This window comes from Streptomyces sp. NPDC054794, assembly GCF_053611585.1.
Map to the genome: position 1 here is coordinate 167171 of NZ_JBSHAQ010000001.1, position 13145 is coordinate 180315.

The 13145-nt window shown below is 72.5% G+C and carries 7 protein-coding genes; 1 reads left to right on the top strand and 6 read right to left on the bottom strand.

From position 1 onward, the window contains the following. Positions 1 to 18: 18 nt before the first annotated feature. The 5 genes from ACWGKT_RS00745 to ACWGKT_RS00765 form a co-directional block, all read right to left on the bottom strand. Positions 19 to 1503: a flotillin family protein gene (locus ACWGKT_RS00745; RefSeq protein WP_453271887.1), complete on the bottom strand. Its 1485-nt coding sequence runs from the start codon at positions 1501 to 1503 to the stop codon at positions 19 to 21. A 131-nt stretch (positions 1504 to 1634) separates the two neighbouring features. Next, a complete protein-coding gene (locus ACWGKT_RS00750; RefSeq protein WP_235452363.1) occupies positions 1635 to 1853 on the bottom strand; it encodes a hypothetical protein in 219 nt (72 codons plus the stop codon). 26 nt (positions 1854 to 1879) lie between these two features. After that, positions 1880 to 3304, bottom strand: coding sequence for an amidase (locus ACWGKT_RS00755; RefSeq protein WP_453271888.1), 1425 nt, complete (start codon positions 3302 to 3304; stop codon positions 1880 to 1882). Positions 3305 to 3460: 156 nt separating this feature from the next. Continuing rightward, positions 3461 to 7189 (bottom strand): tetratricopeptide repeat protein, encoded by a 3729-nt coding sequence (locus tag ACWGKT_RS00760; RefSeq protein WP_453271889.1) that lies wholly within the window; start codon positions 7187 to 7189, stop codon positions 3461 to 3463. A 3-nt stretch (positions 7190 to 7192) separates the two neighbouring features. Next, complete coding sequence (locus tag ACWGKT_RS00765) at positions 7193 to 7525, bottom strand: hypothetical protein (protein WP_453271890.1); 333 nt, start codon at positions 7523 to 7525, stop codon at positions 7193 to 7195. Between the two features lie 288 nt (positions 7526 to 7813). On the opposite strand from ACWGKT_RS00765, the gene ACWGKT_RS00770 reads away from it, so the two are divergent. Further along, the gene (locus ACWGKT_RS00770; protein WP_453272083.1) at positions 7814 to 11908 is read left to right on the top strand and encodes a molybdopterin-dependent oxidoreductase; all 4095 of its coding nucleotides are present in this window, start codon (positions 7814 to 7816) and stop codon (positions 11906 to 11908) included. Here the strand turns inward: ACWGKT_RS00770 and ACWGKT_RS00775 are convergent. Beyond that, positions 11905 to 12966, bottom strand: a complete 1062-nt coding sequence (locus ACWGKT_RS00775; RefSeq protein WP_453271891.1) for a helix-turn-helix domain-containing protein — start codon at positions 12964 to 12966, stop codon at positions 11905 to 11907. The genes ACWGKT_RS00770 and ACWGKT_RS00775 overlap by 4 nt on opposite strands. Positions 12967 to 13145 lie beyond the last annotated feature (179 nt).

Consider the following 13145-nt stretch of genomic DNA (forward strand, 5'->3'; position numbering starts at 1 on the left):
GTCAGTGCGTCACCACCTCTACTCCTTCTCCACCGGCACCTTCTGGGACGGCGGCGGCGTCGCGACCCCGTTGAGGGACGAAGTCCCGGTCGGGGTCTGCCCGTTCTGGTTCATCGAGGCGAGCAGCTGCCGGGCCAGGCCCAGACCGGTGCCGCCCATGGTGAGCGCCTTGGCGAACAGTTCGGACATACCGTCGGCGCCGTTGAGCAGCACCATGTTGTCCACATTGCCGAACGCGGACGCGCCCGCCCGGACGATCTCCGGCCAGTTCTCGGCGAGTTGCTGGGCGACGACCGCCTCCTGGTTCTCGGCGAGGGCAAAGGCGCGTGCCTTGATGGCCTCCGCCTCGGCGAGACCCTTGGCCTTGGTCGCCTCGGCCGCCGCCAGACCCTTCGCCTGGGCGGAGGCGGCCTCGGCCTCACCGGTGGCCCGGGTGGCCGCCGCGGTGGCGGCACCACGGGCCTTGGTCGCCTCGGCCTCGGCACCCGCGGCCGTCTTGACCCGGGTCGCCTCGGCCGCCGCCGCGAGCTCCGTCTCCCTCGCCTTGGCCTGCGCGGCCGAGATCCGGGCGTCGCGCTCGGCCTCGGCCAGCGTGCGCTTCTCGTAGGCCCGGGCATCGGCGGGCTTGCGCACGTCCGCCTGGAGCTGCTGCTCGCGCCGGTGGGCCTCCAGTTCGGCGACCCGCGTCTCCTGGACCACGACCTCCTGCCGGGCGGCCGCGTCGGCGAGGGGACCGGCCTGGCGGGCCTTGGCCCCCGCCTTGTCCCGCTCGGCCTGGTAGCCGGCCTGGAGGATCTCGCTGTCCCGGGTGGCCTCCGCCATCCGGGCGTAGGACTGCTGCTCCGCCTCGGTGGCGACACGATTCGCCTCCGCCTGCGCGATGCGCGCGTCCCGCTGCACGGCCGCCGCGTGCGGCATGGACAGGTTCTGGATGTACCCCGTCGGGTCCTCGATCTCGTGGATCTGCAGCGAGTCGACGATCAGGCCGAGCTTCTCCATCTCCGTGCCACAGGCCGCCCGGGTCTGCCCCGTGAGCTTCTCCCGGTCGCGGATCATGTCCTCGACGGTCAACCCGCCCACGATGGAGCGCAGATGACCGGCGAAGACGTTGTGCACCCGCTCCGACATCAGCTTCTGCTGGTCGAGGAAACGGCGGGCGGCGTTGGCGATCGACACGAAGTCGTCGCCGACCTTGAAGATGACCACGCCCCGCACCTTGAGCGGGATGCCCTGGTGGGTCACGCAGTCCACTTGCAGCTCGGTCTCGTTCAGGTCCAGGGAGAGCTTGCGCACCGCCTGCACACCGGGCAGCACCAGCGTGCCGCGCCCGGTGACGATGCGAAATCCCATGCCCTCCTCAAGACCCTCGGTCCGATGCTTCGAACCGGAGATGATGAGCGCCTCGTTCGGTTCGGCGACCCGCCACATCATCTTGAAGAGACCGATCAACACGAGAGCGGCAACGACCACCACTCCCGCAACGACGCCGACAACCATCGGCATACGCCCCCTTTGCATGGTGCCCTTTCGGCACCGAACGAAGGGAGTGTGCTCCCGTGCAAGGCCCGGGTGAAGACGCTGACGGTTCCTTGTCGCAATCTTGATACCGGCTTCTCACCTGCGGCGGAGCGTGCTCAATTGTCGTAGGCGGCAGTGACGTAGACCGTTCTCGGCGGCAGGTGTTCCACCACCATGACCACCGTTCCGCACTCGATCCGGCCGCGTCCGTCCGCGGCGTACGCGAGGAAGTGCTCCGCACCCCCGCGCACCCGGACGATCACCTCGCCGACGAGCCCGGGCCCGATCGTCCCCGTGACCCGCCCCATGAGCCCGACCAACGACGCATCGTCCATGGTCACAGGGTACGTGCCCAAGGCCCTCAGGCCGCCGGGGAATCCGTGGCGAGGTGCTGCGGCGGCCACAGCTCGTGCCAGCGCAGCTCCGCCTCCAACTGGGCGGCGAGGGAGAGCAGCAAGGTCTCGCTGTTCGCCGGGCCGAGGAGCTGGGCGCCGACCGGCAGACCCCCGTCGACGAAGCCGGCCGGGACGTTCACCCCGGGCCAGCCGAGGACGTTCCACGGCCAGGCGTACGGACAGGCGGCGATCATGGCGCGGTCGGTGGCCATACCGCCCAGCGGGAGCATCGCGCCGATCCGGGGCGGGGGAGCGGCCGTCGTCGGGGCGAGCATCACGTCGTACGTCCCGAAGAACGCGCCGATGCGCCGGTGCAGCGTCGCCTCCGCGCGCCGGGCCACCCGCAGCGGGGCCCCGCCGAGCAGCCGGCCCAGCCGGGCCGCGTCGCGGGTGCGCCGGTCGAGCAGCGCGGGGTGCGGTGCCTCGCTGACGTGCTCGGCGAGTCCGACGGTGGCCCGGGGGACGAAGGTCAGCCCGATCTGTCCGTACGGCGGATCCGCCTCCTCGACCGTGTGCCCCAACGCGGCCAGTTTCCCGGCGAGTTCGAGGATCCGGGCCTTCACCTCCGGCCGCAGCCGCGCGGGCACCGCGGTGAACGGCGGCTTCAGGGAGAGCGCGATGCGCAGCCGCCCGGGTTCGCGGCCGACCGCCTCCGAGGCGCTCAGGGCCGGGGGCTGGTGCGGATCCCGCGCGTGGTTGCCGCTCGCCGCGTCGAGGAGCAGCGCCGCGTCGGCGACCGTCCGGGCCAGCGTGCCGTTGACCGTGATGCCCTGGAAGGACTCGCCGCGCGGCCAGGTCGAGATACGGCCGCGCTGTGGCTTGATGCCGATCAGATGGGTCCAGGAGGCCGGGATGCGGACCGATCCGGCGCCGTCGGAGCCGAGCGCGGCCGGCACCAGACCGGCGGCCACCGCCGCCGCCGAACCGCCGGACGAGCCGCCCGGGGTGTGCTCCCCGTTCCACGGGTTGCGGGTGACGCCGAAGGCGGGTCCCTCGGTGAACGGCCACTGGCCGAGCTCGCAGGTGTTCGTCTTGCCGACGATCACGGCACCGGCCGCGCGCAGCCGCCGTACCGCCTCGCCGTCCTCGGCCACCGGCGGGTACTCGCCCGGGCAGCCGAAGGCGGTCGGCTCGCCCGCCACGTCCATGTCGTCCTTGACCGCCACCGGCACCCCGAGCAGCGGCCGCCGCGCTCCGGACGCCAACTCCCGGTCTGCGGCGTCCGCTTCGGCGAGGGCGGCCTCGGCGCGGACGATCCGGAAGGCGTTCAGGGTCCCCTGGGTGGCCTCGATCCGTGCCAGCGTCCGCTCGACGAGCGCACGGGACGTCACTTCCCCTTCGGACAGTGCGCGAGCGGACTCCGCCAGGCCTGCGGAACGGTCGAGCGTCATTGCGGGACACCTCCGTGAGCACGTTGTCTACCGAACGGTAACGTCCGGACCGGGGGCGTAGTACAGGTTTCGCACAGTCGTCATCCAGCCATGTTGAAGACATTGACGGCCTGGGCGAGCCGGGAGCAGGCCGCCGGGCCGGACACCGCCGCCGGCTCATGCGCCGCCGGTGCGGCGGTCGAGGGGGACGCCGTGGCGGGGCGCGCGTCGGAAGTAGGGCAGGGACACGAACTCCTCCAGGCCGAGTTCGACTCCCTCGACCTGGCCGTCGAGGAGACGGGCCAGGCTGGTGACGCCCGCCTGGTCGCGTCCGGTCAGCCAATGCACCACGAGCGTGAGCACACCGCCCAGGAACCGCATCTGTTCGGGACGGTCCTCGCTCAGGTCGGCCGGGGCGACTGCCAGCAGGTCGCCCAAGCGGTGTTTCGTCGTGTCGAAGGTGCCGACCACGATCGCTGTCTTGAGCGCGTCGACGACAAGGGGCAGCACCATCTCCCACAGATGCCGCTCGACCGCTGAGCAGAGGCTGCTGCCCCACATCGCGGTCGACCACAGGGCGTCCGCGTCCTCCAGGCGTGCGGCGCAGTCGTTCAACGAGGCGAGCATGGGTGCGGCGAGTTCCCAGTGACCGAGCCCGACCAGGATGTCGGCCGCGTCGCGATAGTGGGGCAGAGCCTGCGCGTCGTGCCCGCGCCGGGCCAGTGTCTCGCCGACGTCCCGGTGGAAGCACGCCGTCTCGACCGGGAGCCCGAGCTTCTGCGCCTGCACCAGTCCGGTCGTGGCGTACCGCTCGGAGGTCTCCAGGTCGCCCTTGTCCAGGTGGCACATGCACAGCCTGCCCACGGCGGCCAGTTCGCCGTGGTCGTGCCGGCCGACGCGGAAGAGGTCCAGCGCTTCGGTGGCGGCGGCGATCGCGGCGTCCACGTTCCCGCCCACCTGGTGCAGGGTCGCCTCGTCGAGTTTGAACGCGCCCTGCTCCCGCCGGTCCGCGAGGTGGACCGCGCGGGCATAGCCGTCCCGGGCGTGGCGCATCGCCTCGTCGCGGCGGCCCAGCCTCTTGCTCAGCTGGCCCAACACCCCGCTCGTGCGCAGCAATCCCCTCTGATCGTCCTCGTCCAGGAAGAGGGCGCGAGCGCGTTGAGCCAGCCGGAGGGGCTCCTCCAAGTCACCCTGCTTCATGTGCATCTCCGTCATGCGCAGCAGGAGGTTCGCCCGGTTGCCGCAGGCCTCGCCGTACGCCACGCTGCGCCGCAGGTCCGCGAGCGCCGCGGCCAACGCCCCCGTGCGCTCATGGAGAGTGCCGGTCAGTTCGAACCGGGTGGCCCGGCGTCGGTCGGCGGCGTCCTCGGGCAGGTCGAGCAGGCTCAGCAACGAGTCGATTTTCACCGCCAGTTCATGTGCGGCCGCCTCGTCGAGGGGCTCGGCCGTGACGGTCAGTCCGAGTTCGATCAGGAGGACGTCCAGGCAGGACACCGTCCGGCCGTGCGGCGTGGCCTCGACCGTTCGGCGCAGGGCCGTGATCTCCCGGTGCAACAGGCGTGCCAGGTCGCCGTCGTTGTCGAGGGCGGCCCGGCCGAGCATCGAGCACTCCGCGAGCGCCGCCTCGCCTGCCGTCGCGGCCCGGTCCCGCCACTGGTCCAGGCGCCCGTTGGCGGTCCCCACGTAGATGTAGGACCGCTCGATCCGAGGGGGTAGTCCGGTGTTCACGATGGCGGCACACACCGCGGCCTCCTCCGCGGTGATGCGGTGCACCACGGTCCGTCCGAAATCGGCTGCCGGCTTCGCCGGGACGCTCCACAGTGAGCCGATGTACCCACGAGCGCCGACCCGGACGAACTCCCGGCCGACCCCCGTCCAGGACTGACAGGAGTTGTTGAACACCACGGGCCGGTGCGGCAGCGTCACCCACTGCGGAATCCGCCAGTTCGGCAGGGTGTACCGCTCGCCCAGCACGATCCCGTCGTCCAGACCGTGCGTGTTGAAGAAGATCAACTCGACCGGCAGGTCCTTGGGGAGGGACTGCAGTGCCCCGAGCATGACCTCGTCCGGTCCGGGCAGCAGGATGGGGTGGGTGAAGTGGCCGCCCACGGACCGCATCACGTCCTCGGTTTCCGAGACCTTGAAGAAGCCCGGATCGAACACGAGACTGAACGCGCCGGGCGATCGTTCGATGCCCTCGCTGTAGAGCTCGTTCAGGACGATCAGCGCCGGATCGGCCGCGACGTGACCGATCGGCTTGCGCGACCAGTCCGCCTGCGGGGTCCGGACGAACGAGTACGGCAACCCCGTGGTGAACGCGGTCAGTCTGCGCTCGCCGACGGCGGCGACCGCGGCGTTCGGGACCTGCGCCGTCACCGCCTCTTCCAGCCGTCGGTAGGGGTTCCTCCCGGGGTACGGCAGCCACCGCCGAAGTCCGGAGGCGAACGCGACCCCCCTCCCCTGCACGCCCCCCGCTTCGACGTCGGCGCCCCCGCCTCGCGCGCCCTCGTCCTCCTCGCCCCTGTTCGCGGCGTCGATCGCCCGGCCGGTGGCCGTGATCCGGCGTTGCCGCTCGTCGACCGCCTGTCGGACCGGGCCGAGGTCGGGTCGGGGAGTGATCACCAGACGTGCGCCGCGGTGGTGGGCGTAGAGCGCGGCCCACAGCGCGCTCACATCGGCCGTGTTCTCGACCAGGACCGCCTCGTCGGAGTCGGGGTTGGCCTCGGTGAACAGCGCGTCGAGCCCGGTACCCGGACGGTCGACCGCACGCAGCGCCGCCCCCGTACGCAGGGCGACGAACAGCGCGGCGACGCAGCTCCCGCTGTCGTGAGCGCAGACCTCGATCGTTCGCTCCGGTTCGCCCGCCGGATCGCGCAACGACCGCCATGCGGCGGTGGTGAGGTCGGCGAGGCCGGTCCACCGCAGACGCAGCGTCTCCGGTACGTCACCGAACATCCGGTCGCCCGGGTCGTCGGCGTTCTCGCCGGTGTGCGCCTCCCACTCCTGGTCGAGCCGTTCACGCATACCGGGATCGACGGTGTTGAGCTCCTCCGGCGCGAAGTCGTGCAGGAACACCGCGCGCCCGACGCCCAGCCGGGACACCAGGCCGGAGATCATCTCGTTGTGCTTGAGCCAGGACCGGTACTCGCTCAGGGCCTTGGCGAGCGACGCGTGCTCGGCGAAATTCCGCAGCGCCCGCAGCTGGAGCTCCGGACTGCCGGACACCACCTCGGCACGGCCCAGCGGTGTCCCCACGAGCCGCAGCGTGTTTTCCTTGCTGCGATCGAACTCGTCGTACAGCCGGATGTAGTCGGTCTCGGTCATCGGCGGAGGTTCGAGGGCGATGACGGGCGTCAGCCGATCCGTGGGGAGGCAGGACGCGACGACGGCCGCCTCCACCATCTGGTCGGGGCGACAGACGACGAGGGTCTCGCCGACATCGAAAATGGGTCTGCTGGACACGGCCAGCACCACGGTGGAGCTGCCGGCCGGTAACGCGACACGCAGCCCGCCCCGATGGACCTCCCACGGCTCAGGCGTTTGAACGGTCAGCGTGACGTTGCCGGACAAGCGATAGCCAACGCCCTGTCCGGTCGGTTCCGCGGTGCCGTCGACGTCCAGCCACCAGTCCATCGGGGCACGCAGGTCGAAGCGCTGCTCAAGGGTTGAGGTGATCCCGTCGTCGTGCGTGGCGACCAGGTCCAGTTCCCGCTCGCCCACGCCGAGTCGCTGTCGCGCACGGGTCGCCGGCACCTCCGGCGCGGTCGGTGGCTCGGCGTGGACGCCCGCACCCGTGAGGTGTTCCCGCACGGGGAGCAGGGGCTTGCGATGCATGTCGAGCAGGACGGCACCGAGCAGCCCGTCGTCGAAACGGAACCTGATGCCGTGGGACGGCCCGAGATCCATGATCTACAGCGCGTACACGAAGGAGTCGACCAGCGAATACCGAGCGGTGGCCGGCGGCCACGACCGCAACGGGGTCCGGGAACGCTCCCGTCCCTTGCGCACCATGGAGTTCACCAGCACCGGCGTGGACACCCCGATGTACAGCGCACCCCAGTAGGTGGTGGCGGGCAGAATCAGCGCGAGCACCCCGCCGAGCCCCGCGAAGGCCAGCGAGGCCGCGACGTAGAACCACGACCACTGAAAGCGTGACGGATCGCTGCGAATCTCGTACACGCGCACGATCTCCGGCGCCAGCGCACCGACCATGCCGAGCAGAAAGACCCCCGTAGAGCTCATTGCCGTCACGATAGTCGGGCGTGACCGACGTCACACGAGAATGGCTATTTCGGTGGCCGGACCGGGCGCGGGGCGGCAGCTCACACCGCCCGGCGGGGCCCTGTGCGGTGCGCTTAACTCCCGATGATCAGCCGAGGTGACGTCCGCGTAATCAGCCCTTCCTAAGGTCGGCTGGGACGGAACAGGCCGATCAGCGGACAGGAGGCGCCCGTGGCCCCGCCGGACTCGCTCACCGAGGACGCGTCGACCGTACGCACGGTGTGCTCGTACTGCGGAGTGGGCTGCGGCATGGTCCTCGACATCGGACGGGGACCGGACGGCCGTCGTACGGTGCTCAAGGCGTCCGGCGACAAGGAGCACCCGGTGAACGCCGGCCGGCTGTGCACCAAGGGCGCCACCACGGCCGACATGCTCGGTGCCCCCGGCCGGCTCACCACCGCCCTGCTGCGGCCCGAGCGGGGCGAGGAGGCGGTGCCCACCGGGCTGGACACGGCGGTCCTGGAGACCGCGCGGCGGCTGCGGGCGATCATCGACGAGCACGGGCCCGACGCGGTCGCGCTCTACGTCTCCGGGCAGCTGAGCCTGGAGGCGCAGTACCTGGCGACCAAGCTGGCCAAGGGCTACATCCGCACCAACCTGATCGAGTCCAACTCCCGGCTGTGCATGGCCAGTGCCGCCACCGGCTACAAGCTGTCGCTGGGCGCGGACGGCCCGCCCGGCTCGTACGAGGACTTCGACCACGCCGACCTGTTCCTGGTCATCGGCTCGAACATGGCCGACTGCCACCCGATCCTCTTCCTGCGCATGATGGACCGGGTCAAGTCGGCCGGCGCCAAGCTGATCGTCGTCGACCCCCGGCACACCGCCACCGCCGCCAAGGCCGACCTGTTCCTGCGCATCAGGCCGGGCACCGACCTCGCCCTGCTCAACGGCCTCCTGTACCTCCTGCACGAGAACGGCCGCACCGACCCCGCCTTCATCGCCGCCCACACCGAGGGCTGGGAGGCGATGCCCGAGTTCCTCGCCGACTACCCGCCCGCCACCGTGGCGGAGCTCACCGGCATCCCGGAGGCCGACCTGCGCGAGGCCGCCCGGCTGATCGGCGAGGCGGGGGAGTGGACCAGCTGCTGGACCATGGGCCTCAACCAGTCCACGCACGGCACCTGGAACACCAACGCCCTGATCAACCTGCACCTCGCCACCGGCGCGATCTGCCGCCCCGGCAGCGGGCCCTTCTCCCTCACCGGCCAGCCCAACGCCATGGGCGGACGGGAGATGGGCTACATGGGGCCGGGGCTGCCGGGACAGCGGTCCGTCCTCGTCGACGCCGACCGCGCCTTCGCCGAGGACCTGTGGGAGCTGCCCCCGGGCACGGTCCGTGCCGACGGCGTCGGCCAGGGCACCGTCGACATGTTCCGCAGGATGGCCGACGGAGACATCAAGGCGTGCTGGATCATCTGCACCAACCCGGTCGCCTCCGTCGGCAACCGCAAGACGGTCATCGAGGGCCTGGAGGCCGCCGAGTTCGTCGTCACCCAGGACGTCTTCACCGACACCGAGACCAACGCGTACGCCGATGTCGTCCTGCCCGGCGCCCTGTGGACCGAGACGGAGGGCGTCCTCGTCAACAGCGAGCGCAACCTCACCCTCGCCCGGCCCGCCGCCGACCCGCCCGGCGAGGCCACGGCCGACTGGCGGATCATCGCCGCCGTCGCCCGCGCGATGGGCTACGAGGGGTTCGCGTACGACAGCGCCGAGCAGGTCTTCGAGGAGATCAAGCGGGCCCACAACCCCAAGACCGGCTACGACCTGCGGGGCGTGACCTACGAGCGGCTGCGCTCCACCCCCGTCCAGTGGCCCGCGCCGACCCCCGACGGCCCCGCCCGCAACCCCGTCCGGTACGTCGAGGCGGACGGCACCCTCACCTTCCCCACCCCCGGCGGCCGGGCCGTCTTCCACGCCCGCCCGCACGTCCCGCCGGCCGAACTGCCGGACGACGACTACCCGTTCCTCCTCAACACCGGCCGCCTCCAGCACCAGTGGCACACCCTCACCAAGACGGCGAAGGTGCCCAAGCTCAACAAGCTCAACCCCGGGCCCTTCGTGGAGGTGCACCCGCAGGACGCGGCCGGTCTCGGCATCGCCGACGGGGACTCGGTCGAGGTCGCCTCACGGCGCGGACGGGCCGTGCTGCCCGCCGTGGTCACCGACCGGGTGCTGCCCGGCTGCTGCTTCGCGCCCTTCCACTGGAACGACCTGTTCGGGGAGTACCTGAGCGTCAACGCGGTGACCAGCGACGCCGTCGACCCGCTGTCCTTCCAGCCGGAGCTGAAGGTGTGCGCGGTCTCGCTGACGAAGGTCAACACGCCGGTGACCGTGCGGCCGCCGACGGCCGTGGGGGCGGGTCCCGAGCCGGGCTCCGGGGCAGCGGGCCACGGGCCCGGAGCGCCGGGCCTCGGGCCGGGTGCCGCGCCGCCGGGACTCCCGCCGGCCGCCGTCCACGCGGCCTCGTCCCCTCCGCCCTCCCCGTCCGCGGCCGTCGCCGTCTTCGGCCTCGCCGCCACGCCCCCGCCCGTCCTGACCGAGCCCGAACGGCAGTACCTGGTCGGCTTCCTCGCCGGTATCCCGGTCGGAGCCCCCGGCGTGCCCGTCCTGCCCCCGGACGCCCCCTTCAGCCCCGAGCACGCCCGGTGGGTGAACGGCACCCTCGCCGGCATGTACTCCCGTGCCGTCTCCGCCCCGGTCACGCAGCCGGTGCCCGGACGGCAGATCGTGATCCTGTGGGCCTCCCAGACCGGCAACGCCGAGGAGTTCGCCGCCAGCACCGCGGAGCGGCTCACCGCCCACGGCCATGCCCCGGCCCTGGTCGCCATGGACGAGGCCGACCCCGCCGCGCTGCCCTCCGACGCCGATCTGCTGCTCATCACCAGCACCTTCGGCGACGGCGACGCGCCCGACAACGGCACCGGCTTCTGGGACACCCTGGCCGCGCCCGGCGCCGATCGCCTGGAGGGACGCCGCTACGCGGTCCTGGCCTTCGGGGACTCGTCGTACGACGACTTCTGCGGCCACGGCCGCCGCCTCGACCACCGCCTCGACGAGCTCGGCGCGGTCCGGCTGGCACCGCGCACCGACTGCGAACCGGACTACGAGAGCGCGGCCGAGGACTGGTTCGACCAGGTGCTCACCGCCCTCAAGGACACCTCGGCGGGCCCGGCCCAGGGGCCCCCATCGGCGCCGCCCGCGCCGCCGCGCCGCCCGCGCCCCGCCCCGGTCACCGCCCGCCTCACCGGCAACCGGCTGCTGAGCCTGCCGGGCGCGGGCAAGGAGGTGCGCCGCTTCACCTTCGACACCCGCGACAGCGAGACACCGCTCGTCTACGAGGCCGGGGACGCTCTCGGCGTACGGCCGCTCAACTCCCCTTCGTTGGTGGACGAGTGGCTGACCATCACCGGCCTGGACGCACACGCGGCGGTCGAGGTCGCGGACGTGGGCGAGGTCGCCCTCGGCGAGGCGCTCCTGCGCCATCTGGACATCACCCGGATCACCCCGGACCTGCTGCGCTTCGTCGCCGACCGGACCCGCGACCCGCGCGAGCTGCGGAAACTGCTACGCCCGGACAACAAGGGCGAGCTGGCGAAGTGGTCCTGGGGCCGCCAGGCGGTGGACGTGGTCGGCGAGTTCGGCGTCCGGGCGGGCGCGCCGGAGTGGGCCGGGGTCCTGGGCCGTCTGCAGCCCCGCCTGTACTCCATCTCCTCCAGCCCGCTGACCGACCCCCACCTGGTGTCGGTGACCGTCTCCGTCGTCCGGTACGAGAACCGGCTCGGCCGCTCCCGGCAGGGCGTCTGCTCCCCCTTCCTCGCCGACGCCGAACCCGGCACGGCCGTACCGGTGCACATCCAGCGCTCGGCGCACTTCCGCCCGCCCGCCGACCCGTCGACACCCATGGTGATGGTCGGCCCCGGCACCGGCGTCGCCCCCTTCCTCGGGTTCCTGCACGAACGCCGGGCGCGCGGCCATCGGGCGCCCAACTGGCTGTTCTTCGGCGAACAGCACCGGGCCACCGACTTCTACTACGAGCAGGAGCTGACCGGCTTCCTCGCCGAGGGCGCCCTCGACCGCCTCGACACCGCGTTCTCCCGCGACCAGCGCGCCAAGGTCTACGTCCAGGACCGGATGCGCGAACACGGCCCCCTGCTGTGGTCCTGGCTCCAGGACGGCGCCCACTTCTACGTCTGCGGCGACGCCTCCCGCATGGCCAAGGACGTCGACCGGGCCCTCCGCGACATCGCCGTGCTCCACGGGGGCCTCACCGAGGACGCGGCGGCGGCGTACGTCAAGCAGCTCGCCGCCGACCGCAGGTACGTGCGCGACGTCTACTAGGGGGTGTCGACCGCCGCGGACGGTGCTTGACCGCGCGCCAAGTGCCGTATGGTCAGGGCCAGTTGCAGCCGGAATCGGCCCTGCGGGGACCGTACCGGCCAGCCCAGCAGGTGTTCGGCGTGGGTCAGCCGGTCCTGGAGCGTGGAGTGGTGCACGCCGGCCTCCGCGGCGGCCGCCCGCAGGCTCGGCGTCGACACGACCGCGTGCAGCGTGCGCAGCATCCAGGGCGCGTCCACCGCCGCGGCCTCGACGGCCAGGACGTCGGGGGGCGGTGCGGCACCGGGCGCGACGAGGTCGGCGAGCAGGGCGATGCCGCCCAACTCCTCGGCGCGGACGACCCGTTGCCCCGGGTCCTGCGCGTTGCCGTCGGCGGTGAACCGCAGGGCGGTGCGGGCGGCGGCCCAGGAGTGGGGGAGCTCCGGCAGGGGGACGGCCGGGCCGATGCCCACCCGGCCGGGCGGCAGGTCCAGGCCGGCGGCCCGGCCTCGCGCGGTGTCCTCGGCGACCGGCCGGATCCGCGGCGGACCCAGGGGCGTGACGACGACGCGGGCCCGGGCCGCCGGGTCGGCCGTGTCCAGGCCGAGGCCGCGGGCTGCGTGCAGCCGGGTCCGTTCGGGGGCCGTGGCGTCCAGCACCGTCTCGACCAGCGCCGGATCGTCGACCGGCGCGGCCGGGGCGCGGCCCCGGATGCGGTCCAGCACGGACCGTACCGCCGAGGCCGCCCGCTCCAGGATCACCGCGTCGACCACGCTCGGCCCGGCCGACGCCCGCTCCAGCCACAACGCCGGCGGCCCGCCCGGAACCAGAGGCGCGGACGGCCGGCCCGGGTCCGGCGGCCCGTCCGCCGCCACGCGCCGCCCGTCCGGCTCCACCCGCATCCCGACCCGCCGCTCGACGTCGACGAGCCGCGCGGGACAGCCCGACAGGACGGCGGCGCCGCGCACCAGCGCCTCCAGACCGGCCCGGGTCTCGGTCAGACGGTCGAAGTAGGCGATGACCCGGACGGCGGCCCCGGCATCCGGATCCACCGCCGCCAGGCGCCCGGCCAGCTCCTTCATACGGCCCATCATCCGTCATCCGCACACCGTTCGAGGAGACCGGGCCCGGCACGCAACCGAGCGTGAGGTGGAACCCTCATACCTGTCGAGAACCGAGTCGCGACGCACCGACCGACGCACAGACAATCGACAGGAGTCCTCGGTTGGACCTCAACGACGGCACCGCGCCCGAGCGGCAC

What these genes read in the sequence shown, in the direction of transcription:
- ACWGKT_RS00745 (WP_453271887.1), bottom strand. Translation starts at nt 1,503, where the DNA reads ATGCCGATGGTTGTCGGCGTCGTTGCGGGAGTGGTGGTCGTTGCCGCT.
- ACWGKT_RS00750 (WP_235452363.1), bottom strand. Translation starts at nt 1,853, where the DNA reads ATGGACGATGCGTCGTTGGTCGGGCTCATGGGGCGGGTCACGGGGACG.
- ACWGKT_RS00755 (WP_453271888.1), bottom strand. Translation starts at nt 3,304, where the DNA reads ATGACGCTCGACCGTTCCGCAGGCCTGGCGGAGTCCGCTCGCGCACTG.
- ACWGKT_RS00760 (WP_453271889.1), bottom strand. Translation starts at nt 7,189, where the DNA reads ATGGATCTCGGGCCGTCCCACGGCATCAGGTTCCGTTTCGACGACGGG.
- ACWGKT_RS00765 (WP_453271890.1), bottom strand. Translation starts at nt 7,525, where the DNA reads ATGAGCTCTACGGGGGTCTTTCTGCTCGGCATGGTCGGTGCGCTGGCG.
- ACWGKT_RS00770 (WP_453272083.1), top strand. Translation starts at nt 7,814, where the DNA reads ATGGTCCTCGACATCGGACGGGGACCGGACGGCCGTCGTACGGTGCTC.
- ACWGKT_RS00775 (WP_453271891.1), bottom strand. Translation starts at nt 12,966, where the DNA reads ATGAAGGAGCTGGCCGGGCGCCTGGCGGCGGTGGATCCGGATGCCGGG.